Source organism: Streptomyces kurssanovii, from assembly GCF_040677245.1.
Classification (GTDB): domain Bacteria; phylum Actinomycetota; class Actinomycetes; order Streptomycetales; family Streptomycetaceae; genus Streptomyces; species Streptomyces kurssanovii.
This window is the reverse complement of record NZ_JBFAQK010000093.1, coordinates 1-16,771: the sequence shown is the minus strand read 5'-3', so window position 1 is coordinate 16,771 and position 16,771 is coordinate 1. Positions and strand designations below refer to the sequence as shown.

The window sequence follows — 16,771 nt, the reverse complement described above, 5'->3', positions numbered from 1 at the left end:
CCACGGGCCGGGTCGGGACCGTGGTGGTGACGCTGGGGACGACGGGGCTGGGCTCCGCCCCCGGACCCCCGCGCCTCAAACGCCGGCGAGGCTGGAGTGGCCTCCGCCGCCGGCGAGGCTGATTTCGCGCAGCGAAATCCAGCCCGCCCGGCGATTGAGGGCACCGCGCGAAGCGCGGTACACCGCCCGCAGGGCGGCACGGGGCCCGGGGCCTGCCCCGGTTTCGGGAAGGGCGGGTAGGGGAAGACGCCCCGCGCAGCGGATGGCCGGGGCTACCGCGGCGCGCGCACCCGCAGGCCCTGCATCCCGCCGTCGACCGCGAGCGCGGTCCCCGTCACCGCCGCAGCCGCCGGACTCGCGAGGTACGCGACCGCCGCCGCCACCTCGTCGGCCAGGACGAGCCGCCCCGTCGGCTGGCGGGCCTCGAGGGCCGCGCGCTCGGCGGCGGGGTCCTCGGCACGCTCCAGCAGGCGGGCGACCCACGGCGTGTCCGCGGTGCCGGGGTTGACGCAGTTGACGCGGATGCCCTCCCGTACGTGGTCGGCCGCCATCGCGAGGGTCAGCGAGAGGACCGCGCCCTTGCTCGCGCTGTACAGGGCGCGCTGCGGCAGTCCGGCCGTGGCGGCGATCGAGCAGGTGTGGGTGACGGAGACGGATCCGGACGCCCCGGCCGCCACCGCGCGGCGCAGATGCGGCAGGGCGTGGCGGGCGACCCGGACCATGCCGATGACGTTGGTGTCGAGGACGCGCCGCCATTCGTCGTCGTCGTTGTCGGCCACGGTGCCGATCGCGCCGACGCCCGCGTTGGAGACCACGGTGTGCAGTGCCCCGAACTCGGCGGCGGCCGCGTCCACGGCGCCGGCCACGGCGTCATCGTCGGTGACGTCGGCCCGGAGGGCGAGCGTGCCTGCCGGCGCTCCCCCGGTCTCGCGGTCCAGGACGGCCACGCGTGCCCCGCGCGCCTGCAGCAGCGCGGCGACGGCGGCCCCGATGCCGGAGGCGCCGCCGGTGACCAGTGCCGCCATGCCCTCGAAGTCCTTCGATCCGGTCATGAGCCTGCCTCCTCGGCGGTGGGCCGGGCCTGCCGGGCGGGCCCGTCCGGACAGCTGTGTGCGGCGATCGAGCCGGGGAGCATCCGGGCGGAGAAGCCCGGCGCCCTCGGTGCCGCGTAACGGCCGTCCACGATCACGGCCGGGTCCGCGAAGTGTTCGTGGAGGTGGTCCACGTACTCGATGACGCGGTCCTCCCAGCTGCCGGAGACGGCGACGAAGTCGAACATGGCGAGATGCTGGACGAGTTCACACAGTCCGACGCCGCCCGCGTGCGGGCAGACGGGGACGCCGTACTTGGCCGCGAGCAGCAGGATCGCGATGTTCTCGTTGACCCCGGCGACGCGTGCGGCGTCGATCTGGACGAAGTCGACGGCCCGGGCCTGGAGAAGCTGTTTGAAGACGACCCGGTTGGCGGCGTGTTCGCCGGTGGCGACCTTCACGGGCTGGCCCGCGCGGACGGCGGCGTGGCCGAGTACGTCGTCGGGGCTGGTGGGTTCCTCGATCCAGTGCGGTTCGTACGGCGCCAGCGCGGTCATCCAGCGCACGGCTTCGGCGACGTCCCAGCGCTGGTTGGCGTCGACGGCGATACGTACGGAGGGGCCGACGGCGGCACGGGCGAGTTCCATCCGCCGGACGTCGTCCTCGATGTCCAGTCCGACCTTCAGCTTGATCTGTCCGAATCCGTCGGCGACCGCCTCCTTGGCGAGCCGGACGAGTTTCTCGTCGGAGTAGCCGAGCCATCCGGGCGAGGTGGTGTACGCCGGGTAGCCCCGTTCCCTCAGCAGCGCGGCCCGCCCCGCTCTGCCCGGCTCCGCGGCGCGCAGGATGGCGAGAGCCTCCTGTCTGGTGAGCACGTCCGTCAGGTAACGGAAGTCGACCAGTGAGACGAGCTCTTCCGGGGTCATGGAGGCCAGGAACTCCCATACCGGTCTGCCCGCCCGGGTGGCCGCCATGTCCCATGCGGCGTTGACGACGGCGCCGGCCGCCATGTGGATGACACCCTTCTCCGGTCCCAGCCAGCGCAGTTGGGAGTCATGGGTGAGGTCGTGGTGAAGGGCGGCGAGGTCCGCGGCGCGGGTGGGAGCGGGACGGCCCACGACATAGGGACGCAGCGCCTCGATCGCGGCGGCGACGATGTCGTTGCCGCGGCCGATGGTGAAGCAGAAGCCGTGGCCCTCACTCCCGTCGCCGGTGCGCAGCACGAGGTAGGCGGCGGAGTAGTCGGGGTCCGGATTCATGGCGTCGGAGCCGTCGAGCTGCTGCGACGTGGGGAAGCGGATGTCGTGGACCTCGAACTCCGTGACGGTCTGGCTCATACACGAACCCCCGGTGAGATGAACATCGGACCTCTCATGGACATCCGATGTATAGCGCCGCTCACTCCCCTCGGTCCAGCGGGTCGACGAACTTCAGCCCGCACAGCTCGGATGAATCCGGCCCCGCACCGCTCCATGGCTCACCGCATGTCCGGCGGCTGCCAAGTTCACCCGGCCGTGCACGGGGGCTGCGGCGAGGGGCGCGGAAAGCCGTAAGGTTGGGGCGTAAGAAAGGGAACTTCGGAAGGAGGCACTGGGTGATCGAGCTCGAGGGGATGCCCGAGCTGATCGACCCGGTCATGGTGGCCGCGTTCGAGGGCTGGAACGACGCCGGCGACGCCGCCTCCACCGCGGTCGCTCACCTGGACCGGGAATGGAAGGGCGAGGTGTTCGCGGCGCTCGACGCCGAGGACTACTACGACTTCCAGGTCAACCGGCCCACGGTGTGGCTGGACGGCGGGGTACGCAAGATCACCTGGCCGACCACCCGGCTCTCCGTGGTCCGCGTCGGCGGCGACAAACCCCGGGACCTCGTGCTGGTCCGCGGTATCGAACCCTCCATGCGCTGGCGTTCGTTCTGCAACGAGATCCTGGGCTTCGCCCATGAACTGGGCGTGGAGATGGTGGTGATCCTGGGCGCGCTGCTCGGCGACACCCCGCACACCAGGCCGGTGCCCGTCAGCGGGATCACGTCCGACCCGGATCTGGCGAGAACGATGGATCTCGAGGAGACCCGGTACGAGGGGCCGACCGGAATCGTCGGCATCCTCCAAGAGGCGTGCACCCATGCCGGTGTGCCGGCCGTGAGCCTGTGGGCCGCTGTGCCGCACTACGTCTCGCAGCCGCCCAACCCGAAGGCGACACTCGCGCTGCTCAACCGGCTGGAGGACCTCATCGGCCTCCGTATCCCGCTGGGCGAGCTGGCAGAGGACGCCCGGGCCTGGCAGCTCGGCGTCGACCAACTGGCCGCCGAGGACAGCGAGGTGGCCGAGTACGTCCAGACGCTGGAGGAGGCACGCGACACCGCGGAGCTGCCGGAGGCCTCGGGCGAGGCCATCGCCCGGGAGTTCGAACGGTATCTGCGCCGGCGCGACAGCGGAGGCCCCGGCGGTCATGCGACCGACGGCGGCGAGGGCCCGTATCTGCGCGACCCGGCGGGCGGGCGCACCAAGCCGCCGATGCCGCCGCGCCCCGAACCGGAGTCCGGTTCGCCGACGGACGAGGACCGCTCCGGCGGTACGAGCAGGCCCGGGGGCGACGAGGGGCAGGACGGGCCCCCGGCCGGCGACGAGGCGGCCGACGGCCGGGCCGGCGAGCGGGACGACAGCGGTGACCGGAACGACCGCGGCGAGGGCGAAGGCGGCGAACGGCCGGAGTCGTAGTCCGTAGCGGAGCGGTACGAAGCGGGGTGGCACCGGGCAGACCGGCGCCACCCCGCTCCTCGTCCCTCACCTCACCCGGTCGCTCACACCTGGTCGACCGCCACGGCGTCGTACTCGGTGTCGGGCGTCGGCGGCACGTCGAAGCGCGCGTTGGGCAGGTAGATGCGGTCGCCCCAGGCGGCCGCCGTGGTGGGGATACGGAAGCGCGGGTCGGTGATCCGGGCGATCGGCGTGCCCCGGGTGCCCGCGGCGTCCAGCCGCACGACGTCGACCTGGTTCAACTGCTGCTGGACGATGTAGAGATGACGGCCGAGCAGCAGGAGGCCGTCGCCGAAGGGGATGGCGAGGTCCCCGAGGTCGACCCGGCGGGCGGTACCGTCGCGCGGGTCCACCCGCATCAGCGAGCCGCCCTCCACCACGGTGTTGACCACGAGAAGAGCCTTGCCGTCAGGGGTCCGCGCGATCCCGTTGGCGGTGAAGTCCGTACCCTGCTCCCACTCACCGCCCAGCGCCACGGTGGCCACCTCGCGTGCCGGCTCGCCGTGGCGGTCCAACTCGAGCCGGTAGAGCTGGGGTCGGAACGAGTCGGTGAACCACGCCGCCTGGGGCGTCAGCACCACGTCGTTCACCATCGAGCCCTCCGCGCCGACGGTGAAGAGTCGTGCGATCTTTCCCGAGCGCACATCGGCGACCCTGATCTCCCGGCTGAAGCCACCGGAGAGGAACAGCCGCCGCTCCTGCCGGTCGATCTTCAGTCCGATGACGGAGCGTCCGGCACCGAGCCCTTCGACGGCCACCCGGCCGCGTCCGGTGGCCAGGCTCGCGCGGTAGACGTCGCCGTCGGCGATCGAGCCGAACCAGGCGTAGGGGCTGCGGCCGATGGTGATGCCCTCCGGCTGGAAGCCGTTCGGCAGGGGGATGCGCGTCGGCCGGCCTGAAGGCGATGCGGCACCGGCCGCACCGGCAGCGGGACCGAGAAGCGCGGCCGCGCCGATGGCCGCTGCCGCGCCGAGTGCCTCTCTGCGTGTGAAGACACGTTCCACGGGGTGTCCTTCCGGCAAGAGTGAAGACGGATGACCCGAGGGCCTGTTCCGTCACCTCACCACACGCCCGGCGCACGCGCCGCGAGAACGTGCAAGCGGAGGAACGGACTCCCGCCGGGCGCGTCGAAGGCGCCCGGCGGGAGTCGGGGAATGTCCCTAAAGCGCAACGCCCAACAGGGCGTCGACGGCCCGGGACACCAGCCCCGGAGCGCCCTCGTCGGTGCCGCCCTCGGCCTGCTGGAGCGCCGCCCAGCGGTCCACGGCGGCGAGCGCCGACGGGGCGTCGAGGTCGTCGGCGAGAGCCGCGCGGATCTCCTCGACCAGAGCGTCGGCGGACGGCCCGTCGGGCCGCGAGACGGCGGCACGCCAGCGTCCTACGCGCTCGACCGCCTCCTGCAGCACCGTGTCGGTCCACTCCCAGTCGGCCCGGTAGTGGTGCGACAGGAGCGCGAGCCGTATGGCGGCGGGGTCCACGCCGTCGCGGCGCAGCTTGGAGACGAAGACCAGATTGCCCTTGGACTTCGACATCTTCGCGCCGTCGAGGGCGACCATGCCGGCGTGGACGTACGCCTTGGCGAAGGGGTGCTCGCCCGTGAGCGCCTGGGCGTGCGAGGCGCCCATCTCGTGGTGCGGGAAGGCGAGATCGGAGCCGCCGCCCTGGACGTCGAAGCCCATGCCGAGGTGGTCGAGCGCGATGGCGACACATTCGATGTGCCAGCCGGGCCGGCCGCGGCCGAGCGAGCCGCCGTCCCAGCTCGGCTCGCCCTCGCGGGCCGCCATCCACAGCATCGGGTCGAGCGGGTTCTTCTTGCCGGGACGCTCGGGGTCGCCGCCGCGCTCCGCGGACAGCAGCCGCATCGCCTCCGCGTCGAGCCGGGACACCTCGCCGAAGTGCGGGTCGGACTCGACGGAGAAGTAGACGTCGCCTTCCAGCTCGTAGGCGGCGCCGGCGTCACGGAGCCGTTCGACGAGCGGAACGATGCCCGGAATCGCCTCGACCGCGCCGATGTAATGGCGCGGCGGAAGCATCCGCAGCGCGGTCATGTCCTCGCGGAACAGCGCCGTCTCGCGCTCCGCGAGCTCGGTCCAGTCGTGTCCGTCGCGGTTGGCGCGCTCCAGCAGAGGGTCGTCCACGTCCGTGACGTTCTGGACATAGTGAACCTGCCGCTTGGTGTCGAGCCACACGCGCTGCACGAGGTCGAACGCGTTGTAGGTCGCCGCGTGACCCATGTGGGTCGCGTCGTACGGTGTGATGCCGCAGACGTAGATACGGGCGACGGGACCGGGGTCAAGGGTCACCAGACCGTCGGTCGCGGTGTCGTGGATCCGGAGGTCGCGGCCCTTGCCGGGCAGGGCGGGGACCTCAGAAGCGGGCCAGGCATGCATGTCATGAGCGTAACCGGACGCATGTTCCGGATACGAACCGGATCACTGATCTTGACCGGTTGGGCACTCTTGCGGTCCGGCGGGCGCTGTGCCTACACGGGCGGCCAGGGGATCGCCGGCCAGTCCCCCGACGGCACGGGATGTGTGCCGGACCGGAGCAGGGCCGCCACCCGGCCGCTCAGGGCGGCCACCTCGGCCGGGGTGAGCAGTTCCGCCAGTCGGGTGGCGAGCGTCCCGCCGTCCGCGAGGCCCGTCGCCAGGGTCGTGAGCGCCGTGACCGCCTCCGCGGGCAGTGGCTCCCCGGCCCATCCCCACAACAGCGTGCGCAGCTTGTCGTCGGCGTTGAAGGTGACCCCGTGGTCGATCGCGTAGAGGGTTCCGTCGGCGGTGGGCAGCAGATGGCCGCCCTTGCGGTCGCCGTTGTTGATCACGGCGTCGAGGACGGCGAGCCTGCGCAGGCGCGGGTCGTCGGCGTGGACGAGCAGCGCGGTACGGCCCTCCCCCACCTCGGCGAAGCCGACGGCCTTCCAGCCGTCCCCCGGTTCCTCGTCCTCGATGAGCGCCAGCAGGGCGGCCTCCGGGTCGGCCTCGATCCACAACTGGACCATGCCCTGGCCGTAGGGGCCGTCACGCAGCACGGTGGGCGGCACCAGACCCCAGCCGGTGGCCTGCGACACCTCGTACGCGGCGACCTCGCGCTGCGCGAGGGTGCCGTCAGGGAAGTCCCACAGCGGGCGCTCCCCCGCGATGGGTTTGTAGACGCAGTGGGCTTCCTCGCCCTCGTACGAAACCGCGCAGTACAGCACCGCGTTGGACGCCTCGCGCAGCCTTCCGCGTACGGTCAGCTCGCCCTTGGCCAGCAGCGTCAGCGCGTCGGGGGTGCTCACGCGCCCCGTCGGTATCCGTTCTGGCGCGGGCATACGTGTCCTTCCGGATCGAGGGGCAGGCTGCACAGCGGGCACGGCGGCCGGCCGGCGTTCACCACGTCCAGTGCGCGTTTGGCGAACGCCCTGGCCTGTGCGCCGGTGAGCCGGACCCGCAGCATCGGCGGGCCGTTCTCCTCGTCCTGCAGCAGCCGCTCCTCGGCCTCCGCGAGGTCCTCCTCGGACTCGGCCTCGAGCTCCACCAGCGCCTGTGCCTCGACGATCATGCGCTGTTCCTCGCCGTCCCAGGCCAGCGCCATCGTGCCGACGCGGAACTCCTCCTCGACCGGGTTGTCGAGCGGCGCGGTGTCGGCGACGTCCGCCGGGGCGACGGCCGGCACCGGCGCGTTGCCCCCGGTGCGGCGCACCACTTCGTCCAGCAGCTCGTCGATCCGCTCCGCGAGGGCGGCCACCTGAGTCTTCTCCAGGGCGACGCTGGTCACGCGTCCTGAGGCCGAGGCCTGCAGGAAGAACGTACGGCGGCCAGGCAGCCCGACCGTACCGGCCACGAAGCGGTCCGGCGGGTCGTAGAGGAACACCTGACGGGACACGTTCTGTCTCCCTTTGGATCGTCGGATCGTTGGTTTCGGCATCCGTTGGACGTCAGCTTTTCGGCGCGTCCACCCTACTGCGCGGAGCGATCACGATGCGCCCGCGCCGCCCCCGATGACCGCGTCGCCGCTGTCGCCCTTCTCCTCCGGTCCCTCCGTGCGGGGGACGAGGGAGCCGAGATCGCCGGTGTCGCCGAGGCGCAGCAGGAACGGCCGGCTGCGGGTGTAGCGGATGGCGGTGACGGAGCACGGCTCGACGTGGATCCGCTGGAAGAGGTCGAGATGGAGCCCGAGGGCGTCCGCCACCAGGGACTTGATGATGTCCCCGTGCGAGCACATCAGATAGGCCGCGCCCTCGCCGTGCGCCTGGTCGATGCGGGCGTTCCAGTCACGGACGGCGTCGACGGCCCGCGCCTGCATGGCGCGCATGGACTCGCCGCCGGGGAACGACACCGCGGAGGGATGGTGCTGGACGACCTCCATCAGCGGCTCTTCCGCGAGCTCCTTGAGCTTGCGGCCGGACCACTCGCCGTAGAGGCACTCCCCGATGCGTTCGTCGGTCTCGGCGACGAGTCCCGGGCGGGCCGCGAGCAGAGGCGCGAGCGTCTCGCGACAGCGCTCCAGCGGGCTGGAGACCACCGCCGCGAGCGGCACCGCGGACAGTCGGGCGGGCAGCGCGGCCGCCTGTTCGGCTCCGTGCTCGTCGAGGCGGACACCCGGTGTCCAGCCGGCGAGCACTCCCTCGGTGTTGGCGGTGGAACGTCCGTGGCGTACGAGGATCAGCGTGGCCATGGGGGCCAGCCTACGGTCCCCGGGTGTCCGGCGGGCCGGGGGTGTGCCGGGGCGGAGGTCAGGGAAGAATGCGCGCCGTGATCGTGGACTGTGCCATCTACCGCGACGGGCGCCGCAGCGAAGGCCCGTCGGACTTCTCCGATGCCCTCGACGAGGCGCGGGCCACGGGCGACGCGTTCCTGTGGATCGGCCTGCACGAACCGACGGAGGAGGAGTTCGACCACGTCGCCGACGAGTTCTCACTGCATCCGCTCGCCGTCGAGGACGCGCTCAAGGCCCATCAGCGGCCCAAGCTCGAGGTGTACGACGACTCGCTGTTCGTGGTCCTCAAACCCGTGGTGTACGAGCCGAAGAGCGACTCCGTGACCACGGGTGAGCTGATGGTCTTCATAGGCGACTCTTTCGTGGTGACGGTGCGGCACGGCGAGGGCGCTCCGCTGCACGCGGTCCGCGAACGGCTGGAGGCCGAGCCGGCGGTGCTCAGACACGGCCCGACCGCTGTGCTGTACGCGATCAGCGACGCCATCGTCGACCACTACATCGACGTCGCGGCCGAGCTCCAGGTGGACCTGGAGGAGATGGAGACCGAGGTCTTCGAACCGGCGCGCAGGGACGCGAAGAACACGGCGGCCCGGATCTACACGTTCAAGCGGCAGGTGCTCGAGTTCCGCCGGGCGGCCGGGCCGCTGGCGGCGCCGATGGCCCGGCTCGCGGGTGCGGGCGTGCCGTTCGTCCATGAGCACGCCCAGCCCTTCTTCCGTGACGTCAGCGACCACCTGACCCGGGCGAACGAGCAGGTGGAAGGGCTGGACCGGCTGCTGTCGGACATCTTGTCGGCCCACCTCGCCCAGATGGGCGTGCGGCAGAACGACGACATGCGCAAGATCTCGGCGTGGGCGGCCATGGCGGCGGTGCCGACGATGGTCGCGGGGATCTACGGGATGAACTTCACGCACATGTGGGAGCTGAGGCAGGTGTGGGCGTACCCGGCGGTTCTCGTGCTCATGGCGGGCGCCGTGTACGGGCTCTTCCGGCTCTTCAAGCGGCGCGGCTGGCTGTGACGTCCCTCCCGCCCGGCGGGACGGTCAGGGCGGCGTCGCGGTCGGCACGGCCGCCGGACTGAGAAAGGCCCGCAGCTCGAGGCGGCCCGGCAGCACGGGCAGGGGCGCGGTCCGCCAGCCACGGGTGAACGACGGTGCGCGGTTCCCGCCCTCCACCACATAGGCCACCGGCCGTTCGCGGCCGAGTCGCGCGAGCTCGGATCGGGTGATGCTGCCGTCGTGTCCGCCGGCCTGGCGGGACGCGCACCCGGCGCGCAGGGCGATCCGGGGTGCTTCGCTGCCGCTGACCACGCACGGCGCCCGCACCCCGTGGCGGCGCAGCTCGGAGGCGATCGCGTCGAAGTAGTTCCGGTTCTCGCGGCTGCGCTCCAGCGTGCCGTTCAGGACGGCGTACTGGACCGCCAGATGGCCGGCGAGGGCGAGGCCGAGCACGACGGCGGCCACAGCCCGCGGCCTAGTCCTCGCCGCGATCCGCCCGAGGCACACCGCGACCGGCAGGGCCAGCAGCGCGTACGCGGGCAGCAGGAAGCGCGGTGCGGCGTAGCCGATCAGCAGCAGGTACGGCACGGCCATGAACACCCCCGCGAACGCCGGCACCAGTACGGCGGAGGGACGCACGGCGGCCGGGGCCGTGGTGAAGGGGCACCGCATGCGCGCCGCGACCAGTGCGCCGCCGACGGCCAGCGGCCACAGGACGAGGAACCAGACCCCGGTGACCGGCTTGCGCCACGGGACGTCGCAGGGACGGCAGAGCGACCGGCCCTCCAGAGCGCGCAACTGGTCGTCGACGGCGAAGTGCGGGCCCAGGTGCCCCTGGATCTCGCCGGCCCGCCGCAGCCGGGCGAGCAGCCCGTCGTAGGCGACGTAGGCCTCGACGATCCACGGCAGGCAACCGAGGACGGTGCCGGCGACCAGCGCCACGAGCAGCGCCGGCCGGCGGGCCGGGCGGGACAGCAGTGCGACGGCGGCGAGCGGCAGCAGCAGCCAGAGGGCGTCGCTCGGCCGCATGAGCGCGACGAACACCAGACCCGCGCCCGTCCCGAGGAGCCCTACCCGGTCGGCGGTGTCCCTGGCCGCCCGCAGGAAGCAGCCGACCGTGAACAGCGCCCCGAGCGCGACCCAGAGGTTGGGCATGACCTGCGGACCGTAGAACACGGTGATCCACAGGCCGGCGAACAGGCCCCCGGCGAGGGCGAGCACACGAGGGGGCAACAGCGTCCGCCACACGGCCAGGGCGGCGAACAGGCCGGCGCCCGACAGCACGGCGAGGAAGACGCGCAGCACCTCGACGGAGGACGTCAGAGCGGTCACCGGAGCGACGAGGAACGTGATGCCGCGGGCGCGTGGGGCACTGAAGAAGGCGGCTTCCGATCCGCGCGCGACCTGACTGACGTAGACCGACTCGTCCCAGCCGAGCCCCGTCCCCGGAACGGCCAGTGCGAGCTGCACCGCCGTGTACGCGGCGGCGACGACGGCGATCCACAGCAGGCCGTCGGCCACCCGGCGTTCCGGGCCCGGCCATGTCCCGGCGCGGGGGCGGACGGGCGCCAGGCCGACGGTCCGGTTCACATCAGAAGGCGGGAGCCGGGGTGGCGGGGCCGTCGAGGGCGCCGCGACGCTCCGGCATCCTGAGGCCGACCATGCGACGCCAGCCGCCGAGCCGCTCGTACGCGTACATCGCGTGGATGCCGGCGGCCAGCGCGGCGGACTTGGCCCTGGGCCAGCGCAGCAGGTGTCCCATGTGCGCCATGACGGCGAGGCTCACGTCGCGGTAGACCCGGATCTCGGCGAGCGCGCTCTCACGCAGCACACGCTGGATGGTGCGGCCGTGGCCGGCCGCGGCGAGACGCAGCAGTTCCTCGTGACAGTAGGCGAGGTGGTTCGCCTCGTCGTCGCTGATCATCCTGATGACCTTGCCGAGCTCCGGATGGTCGCCGAAGTGCTTGACGAGCATTTCCATCTGGTCGGCCGCCCGCTGCTCGGTGACCCGGCTGTGCGAGAGGTAGACGACGATGTCGTGCTCCGTCAGCCGCTCGTCACGGCGAAGCTTCTCGTGGGCGAGGCCGATGCCGCGCTGCTCCAGCAGCATGGTGTAGTCGGTCTCCGGCGGTACCGGGACGGGGTCCAACCGGCGTTTCTTGAGCAGGGCGTTGAACAGGCGGCCGTGCTTGTCCTCGTCGGCACCGTGCCGGGTGATCCTCGGAGCCAGTTCACGCATGCTCTCCGGGACGAGCGCGGCGATGCGCCCGTTCTCCCAGCCTCCCTGCGTCTCGCCGCTGGCGGCGATGGAGCAGAAGAGCTGGAACGTGTCGTCGCTGTCGACGATCTCCTGGAAGAGACTCCGGGCCGAGAGCATGACTGCCACCTCCGTCGGACCTTCGGGACATCCGCAAAGAACGAGTCAAATGCGAGACGTCGACCCAGGCAACAGGTAAGTGGGCCAACTCGCCCGAACGGACCACAGGAAGGACACCGTCGGCAGTAACCGCCACGGCCGTCGCGCGTTGTACCGCGTGACGGCCGTGGCGGGGAAGACCCCCGAGCCCCCACCACGGCCGCAGACTTCCCGCGGCGGGGTCTCCGTTGTCGTCAGGCGAGGCCCGCACGCTCCAGGGCCTCGGTACCGGCGCGCAGTGCGCTGATCCGCTCGTCGAGCGTGAAGCCCGCGGGGGCGAGGGTCAGGGTGGTGACACCGGCGGCCGCGTAGGCCTGCATCCGGTCGGCGATCCGCTCCACGGGCCCGAGCAGCGCGGTCTGGTCGATCAGCGCGTGCGGGACGGCGGCGGCCGCGCCGGCCTTGTCGCCACCGAGGTACTTGTCCTGGATCTCGGCGGCCTCCTTCTCGTAACCCATGCGCTGGGCGAGCTGGTTGTAGAAGTTCTGCTTCCGGCTCCCCATGCCGCCGACGTACAGCGCGGTGTACGGCCGGAACATGTCGGCCAGACCGGCCACGTCGTCGCCGACCGCGAGCGGCAGGGTCGGGCAGACGTCGAAGCCCTCCATCGTCCTGCCCGCCTTCTCGCGGCCCGCGCGGATGTGCCGCAGCGCGGTGTCCTCGATGTGGTCGGCGGACGGGAAGATCAGCAGGGCGCCGTCGGCGATCTCACCTGTCTGCTCCAGGTTCTTCGGGCCGATCGCCGCGATGTAGAGCGGGATGTGCTCGCGCTGCGGGTGCACGGTGAGCTTGATCGGCTTGCCCGGCCCGTCGGGCAGCGGCAGCGTCCAGTGCTCACCCTCGTACGACAGACGCTCACGGGACATCGCCTTGCGGACGATCTCGACGTACTCGCGGGTGCGGGCCAGCGGCTTGTCGAACTTCACGCCGTACCAGCCCTCGGAGACCTGCGGTCCCGAGACGCCGAGGCCGAGCCGGAAACGGCCGCCCGAGAGCGAGTCGAGAGTGGCCGCGGTCATCGCGGTCATGGCCGGCTGACGGGCCGGGATCTGCAGGATCGCGGAGCCGACGTCGATGCGCTCGGTCTGGGCGGCGACCCAGCTGAGCACAGTCGGGGCGTCCGAGCCGTACGCCTCCGCCGCCCAGCAGACGTCGTAGCCGAGCCTGTCGGCCTCCTGCGCGACGGCGAGGTTGTCGCCGTCCATGCCCGCGCCCCAGTAGCCGAGGTTGATGCCGAGCCGCATAACCGCTCCCTCTTACTGATCAGTAACGTGCCTGTGGCGGGACTCTAGCGCGGGTGCGGTCGATCCGGCAGGGGCACGTTGTCCACAGGCTCTCTCAGGGTGGGCCCCTGGCCAGTAATCTCAGCGCCCATGGAGCAGAGGCATCTCGGCCGCACCGGCCTGCGCGTGTCCCGCATCGGACTCGGCACCCTGACATGGGGCCGGGACACCGACGAGCACGACGCGGCCGACCAGTTGAAGGTTTTCTGGGAGGCGGGCGGCACGCTTGTCGACACCGCCGACGTGTACGGCGGCGGCGACGCGGAGTATCTGCTCGGACAGCTGGTCGAGCGGCTCGTGCCGCGCAGCGAGCTCGTGATAGCGACCAAGGCGGGCAGCGTGCCGGATCCCGACCGGCGCTTCGACGGCTCACGCGGTCACCTTCTCGCCGCGCTCGACGCGTCGCTGGCGCGCCTGGGCACGGACTACGTGGACCTGTGGCAGGTCCACGCCTTCGACCCGGACACTCCGCTGGACGAGACGCTCCAGGCGCTGGACATCGCCGTGAGTACCGGGCGCGCCCGGTACGCGGGCGTGTCGAACTTCTGCGGCTGGCAGCTCGCGAAGGCGGCGACCTGGCAGCTGGCGGCGCCGGGCGCGCGCACGCGGCTCGCGAGCACGCAGATGGAGTATTCGCTGCTGCAGCGGGGCGTGGAACGGGAGGTGCTCCCTGCCGCCCTTGACCTCGGGGTGGGGCTGCTGCCGTCGTCGCCGCTCGGGCGGGGAGTGCTCACCGGCAAGTACCGGACGGCCACGCCCTCCGACTCCCGGGGCGCGTCGGAGCAGATGGCGCCCTTCGTGGAGCCGTATCTGGACGAGGCGGCGAGCAGCATCGTGGACGCGGTCGTCACGGCCGCGGACGGCCTGGCGGCGACGCCGCTGGAAGTGGCGCTCGCGTGGGTGCGGGACCGGCCGGGCGTGGTGGCCCCGATCGTCGGCGCGCGCAACGCGCAGCAGCTCATGGCGGCGTTGTCGGTGGAGGCGCTTACTCTTCCTGACGAGATCCGCCGGGCGCTCGACGATGTGTCGGCGCCCGTCCACCGCTATCCCGACCAGGACTGGAGCACGCTGTGACTGCGCCTTCCCGGGGGACACCCCCCGGTTCCCCGGCCGCGGGGCCACCCGCCGACACCGCCGAAGAGACGGTCGCGCCGGGGCCCGGCGGCTCGCCGCCGCCGACCGAGGGCGCGGACACGGTCGCCGCGGGGGCGGCGGGCGCCGGTGCAGGCAGCGCGGCTCCCGACCCGGCGGGCGACGGTGCGGGCGACGCCGGCGACACGGCGGGCGACGGTCCGGCCGCCATCGATCCGAGCGCCGACGACGCAGACGCGAGCGTGCCGGGTGACGACGGCTCTGCCGAGGGCAACGCGGACATGCTCGCCGCGAAGGAGTCCGGCGCAGGCGCCGAGGGCACTGCCGGAACGGGCGACGCAGGCGCAGAGGGAACGGACGGCGGCGCAGGCGCAGAGGGCACTGCCGGAACGGGCGGCGCAGGGGCCGAGGGAGCGGACGGCGGCGCAGAGGGCAGTGCCGGCGCGGGCAGTGGGGTGAGCGAGGCCGAGGCCGAGATCGCCGCGCAGCGGGAGCTCCGGGCGCGGATCGAGCAGCGCAAGGCCGAGAAGGAAGGGCCCATCGACAGCGGGGCCAAGCTGAGCGGCAAGGCCGCGGACCTGCTCGCCGCCGTGCGGGCCGTGGAGAGCGGCGAGAAGGCGGCCACCGCCTACTTCGACTCGCCCCCGCCCGAGCCGCGGCGGGCCGCTCCCGCAGCGGCCCCGCCGGTCCGGCCTCGGGCCGCCGAGCCCGCGCCGGCCGCCGTCCCCGCGGAGGCACTCGCCGGCGCACGGGCCGTGCTGCTCAAGGGCGGCGCGCCCGAATCGCTCGCCCCGCAGGTGGCCGAGCTGATCGGCGAATCGGCGGGCGAGGCGCTCGCCGAGGACCCCTGGCGGCTGCTCTCGGTGCCGGGGGTGCGGCCGGAGCAGGCCGACGGTTTCGCGCGGGCGCTGCTCGGCGCGGAGGCGACCCCCGGTGACGAGCGCCGGACGTCCGCCCTCGTCACCTGGGTGCTGGAACGTGCCGCGCTCCAGGGGCACACCGCGCTGGAAGCCTCGGCCCTGCGTGCCGCGCTCGCGGAGCGGTCGGTGCCGGACCCGGAGGAGGCCGTGCAGCAAGCGGTCGCGGACGGCACGGTGCTGGTGTTCCAGGAAGGCGTGGAGGAAGACGCTCCCGTCACGGTCCTCCTCGGGCTCGACCGGTACGCGATGGCGGAGGAGAGCCTCGCGGACGGCTTGGCGAGGCTCGTCAGGACCGGGCCTTCCGACGTCTGGGAAGGGGCCGAGCTCGTGCGGGCGGCTGGCGCGAACGGCCTGGTCGTCCACACCGGTGGCGAGGCCGCCAGGGCGGAGCCCGTGGCGCTCGCGGAGCAGGCCCGCGCCATGGGCCTGCGGGCGGCTGTGGCGGTGCACGGGGAGAACGGGGTGCGCAGGCTCGGTCCGGACGCCGGCGCGGTCACCGTCGCGGACCTGCTGTCGGGCGCCGCGGGGCCCGGCCGCGACGAGCACGGCGCACTCGCCCTCGATCTGCTGGTCGTGCTGGACGCGCCGCATCTCGACGTGGAGACCGCGGCGATGCTGGTGGAGTCCCTGGCCGACGGCAGCAGGCTGGTGCTCGGCGGCGACCCCGGGGTGCTGGGCGGCGCCGGTGCGGGGCGGGTGTTCGCGGACGTGCTCGCCGCGCGGGTGTGTCCGCAGGTCGCGTCCCGTACACCGGACCCCGGTCCGCTCGGGGAACTGGTCTCGGGCATCGGCGTCGGAGAGCTGAACCAGGTCGAGGCCCCCGGCAAGGAGGTCGTGATCGTCCCGGTACGGGACGCGGGCGAGGCGGTGCACCGTACGGTCCAGCTCGTGGCGGACTCCGTCCCGCGGGCCATCGGGGTTCCGCCCGAGCAGACCCAGGTGATCACCGTCGGCCACGGCGGCTCCGCGGGCACCCGCGCCCTCAACGCGGCCCTCAAGCAGCGCCTGAACCCGGGAGCAGGCCGCTTCGCCGGATTCGACCCGGGCGACCGGGTCGCCTACGCCCAGGCGCTCGGCAGGACGGTCACCGGCACCGTCGTCTCCGCCGGCCCCGACGGGCTGCACCTCGACTGCGAGGGCACGAGGACCGTCGTGCCCAGGGAGCGGGTGGACTCCGCGCTGCGCCACGGCTGGGCCCTCACCGCACACCAGGCGGCGGGAATGCGGTGGCCCGCGGTGGTCGTCGTGCTGCCCGGCGACGCCGCGCAGTCCCTGAGCCGGCCGTGGGTCTACACGGCGTTCGGACGGGCGGAGCGCCATCTGTCGGTGGTGCACGGCGTGGACCAGGCACTTCCGCGCGCCGTCGCGGAGCAGCCCGGCGCCGAGCGCACCACGAGGCTGCGGACGCTGCTGGAGGGCCTGCTTACGGAGCCGGCGGCGCAGCCACCGGCTCCGGGCGGGGCAGAGTGACGGCCCCCCGGGCGGGGGGGGGAGGGGGGCGGCCCGCCCCCCGGGGGGGGGCCGGGGCGGGGCCGGGGGAAAGCGGGGGAAGGGCGGCGGCGCGCCCCGCGGCGG

General features: G+C 73.0%; 14 protein-coding genes. 4 read left to right on the top strand and 10 right to left on the bottom strand.

Annotated features, from left to right (window positions below):
• Positions 1 to 272: 272 nt before the first annotated feature.
• Positions 273 to 1,052 (bottom strand): SDR family NAD(P)-dependent oxidoreductase, encoded by a 780-nt coding sequence (locus tag AB0K36_RS33535; RefSeq protein WP_364601417.1) that lies wholly within the window; start codon positions 1,050 to 1,052, stop codon positions 273 to 275.
• Positions 1,049 to 2,368: an enolase C-terminal domain-like protein gene (locus AB0K36_RS33530; RefSeq protein WP_364601415.1), complete on the bottom strand. Its 1,320-nt coding sequence runs from the start codon at positions 2,366 to 2,368 to the stop codon at positions 1,049 to 1,051. Before AB0K36_RS33530 ends, AB0K36_RS33535 begins: the two co-directional genes overlap by 4 nt.
• 257 nt (positions 2,369 to 2,625) lie before the next feature.
• On the opposite strand from AB0K36_RS33530, the gene AB0K36_RS33525 reads away from it, so the two are divergent.
• Entirely contained in the window at positions 2,626 to 3,750 is a 1,125-nt protein-coding gene (locus AB0K36_RS33525) for a PAC2 family protein (protein WP_364601413.1), read from the top strand.
• Between the two features lie 83 nt (positions 3,751 to 3,833).
• Here AB0K36_RS33525 and AB0K36_RS33520 read toward each other — a convergent pair whose 3' ends face one another.
• From AB0K36_RS33520 to AB0K36_RS33500, 5 genes are all read right to left on the bottom strand, one after another.
• The gene (locus tag AB0K36_RS33520; protein ID WP_364601411.1) at positions 3,834 to 4,793 is read right to left on the bottom strand and encodes an SMP-30/gluconolactonase/LRE family protein; all 960 of its coding nucleotides are present in this window, start codon (positions 4,791 to 4,793) and stop codon (positions 3,834 to 3,836) included.
• 156 nt (positions 4,794 to 4,949) lie between these two features.
• Complete coding sequence (mshC, locus tag AB0K36_RS33515) at positions 4,950 to 6,179, bottom strand: cysteine--1-D-myo-inosityl 2-amino-2-deoxy-alpha-D-glucopyranoside ligase (protein WP_364601409.1); 1,230 nt, start codon at positions 6,177 to 6,179, stop codon at positions 4,950 to 4,952.
• Between the two features lie 92 nt (positions 6,180 to 6,271).
• A complete protein-coding gene (locus AB0K36_RS33510) occupies positions 6,272 to 7,099 on the bottom strand; it encodes an SCO1664 family protein (protein WP_364601407.1) in 828 nt (275 codons plus the stop codon).
• Positions 7,063 to 7,653 carry a DUF3090 domain-containing protein gene (locus tag AB0K36_RS33505; RefSeq protein ID WP_189473433.1) on the bottom strand — a complete coding sequence of 197 codons (591 nt, stop codon included), beginning with the start codon at positions 7,651 to 7,653 and terminating at the stop codon, positions 7,063 to 7,065. Before AB0K36_RS33505 ends, AB0K36_RS33510 begins: the two co-directional genes overlap by 37 nt.
• 90 nt (positions 7,654 to 7,743) lie before the next feature.
• Positions 7,744 to 8,445 carry a histidine phosphatase family protein gene (locus tag AB0K36_RS33500; protein ID WP_364601405.1) on the bottom strand — a complete coding sequence of 234 codons (702 nt, stop codon included), beginning with the start codon at positions 8,443 to 8,445 and terminating at the stop codon, positions 7,744 to 7,746.
• A 68-nt stretch (positions 8,446 to 8,513) separates the two neighbouring features.
• Here AB0K36_RS33500 and AB0K36_RS33495 point away from each other — a divergent pair, with 68 nt between their 5' ends.
• Positions 8,514 to 9,506, top strand: coding sequence for a magnesium and cobalt transport protein CorA (locus AB0K36_RS33495; RefSeq protein WP_364601403.1), 993 nt, complete (start codon positions 8,514 to 8,516; stop codon positions 9,504 to 9,506).
• A 24-nt stretch (positions 9,507 to 9,530) separates the two neighbouring features.
• On the opposite strand, the gene AB0K36_RS33490 is transcribed toward AB0K36_RS33495, so the two are convergent.
• From AB0K36_RS33490 to AB0K36_RS33480, 3 genes are all read right to left on the bottom strand, one after another.
• Complete coding sequence (locus AB0K36_RS33490; RefSeq protein WP_364601401.1) at positions 9,531 to 11,075, bottom strand: hypothetical protein; 1,545 nt, start codon at positions 11,073 to 11,075, stop codon at positions 9,531 to 9,533.
• Between the two features lies 1 nt (position 11,076).
• Positions 11,077 to 11,862, bottom strand: coding sequence for a ferritin-like domain-containing protein (locus AB0K36_RS33485; protein WP_364601399.1), 786 nt, complete (start codon positions 11,860 to 11,862; stop codon positions 11,077 to 11,079).
• Between the two features lie 233 nt (positions 11,863 to 12,095).
• Positions 12,096 to 13,145, bottom strand: a complete 1,050-nt coding sequence (locus tag AB0K36_RS33480; protein WP_364601397.1) for an LLM class F420-dependent oxidoreductase — start codon at positions 13,143 to 13,145, stop codon at positions 12,096 to 12,098.
• Between the two features lie 129 nt (positions 13,146 to 13,274).
• Here AB0K36_RS33480 and AB0K36_RS33475 point away from each other — a divergent pair, with 129 nt between their 5' ends.
• Complete coding sequence (locus AB0K36_RS33475) at positions 13,275 to 14,258, top strand: aldo/keto reductase (RefSeq protein ID WP_364601395.1); 984 nt, start codon at positions 13,275 to 13,277, stop codon at positions 14,256 to 14,258.
• Between the two features lie 299 nt (positions 14,259 to 14,557).
• Positions 14,558 to 16,666, top strand: a complete 2,109-nt coding sequence (locus AB0K36_RS33470; protein ID WP_435877990.1) for a helix-hairpin-helix domain-containing protein — start codon at positions 14,558 to 14,560, stop codon at positions 16,664 to 16,666.
• Positions 16,667 to 16,771: the final 105 nt, after the last annotated feature.

Excerpts from the sequence above, each read along its gene's own strand:
- mshC (WP_364601409.1), bottom strand. The coding sequence starts at position 6,179 with ATGCATGCCTGGCCCGCTTCTGAGGTCCCCGCCCTGCCCGGCAAGGGC.
- AB0K36_RS33535 (WP_364601417.1), bottom strand. The coding sequence starts at position 1,052 with ATGACCGGATCGAAGGACTTCGAGGGCATGGCGGCACTGGTCACCGGC.
- AB0K36_RS33480 (WP_364601397.1), bottom strand. The coding sequence starts at position 13,145 with ATGCGGCTCGGCATCAACCTCGGCTACTGGGGCGCGGGCATGGACGGC.
- AB0K36_RS33485 (WP_364601399.1), bottom strand. The coding sequence starts at position 11,862 with ATGCTCTCGGCCCGGAGTCTCTTCCAGGAGATCGTCGACAGCGACGAC.
- AB0K36_RS33495 (WP_364601403.1), top strand. The coding sequence starts at position 8,514 with ATGCGCGCCGTGATCGTGGACTGTGCCATCTACCGCGACGGGCGCCGC.
- AB0K36_RS33510 (WP_364601407.1), bottom strand. The coding sequence starts at position 7,099 with ATGCCCGCGCCAGAACGGATACCGACGGGGCGCGTGAGCACCCCCGAC.
- AB0K36_RS33475 (WP_364601395.1), top strand. The coding sequence starts at position 13,275 with ATGGAGCAGAGGCATCTCGGCCGCACCGGCCTGCGCGTGTCCCGCATC.
- AB0K36_RS33470 (WP_435877990.1), top strand. The coding sequence starts at position 14,558 with ATGCTCGCCGCGAAGGAGTCCGGCGCAGGCGCCGAGGGCACTGCCGGA.
- AB0K36_RS33530 (WP_364601415.1), bottom strand. The coding sequence starts at position 2,368 with ATGAGCCAGACCGTCACGGAGTTCGAGGTCCACGACATCCGCTTCCCC.
- AB0K36_RS33500 (WP_364601405.1), bottom strand. The coding sequence starts at position 8,445 with ATGGCCACGCTGATCCTCGTACGCCACGGACGTTCCACCGCCAACACC.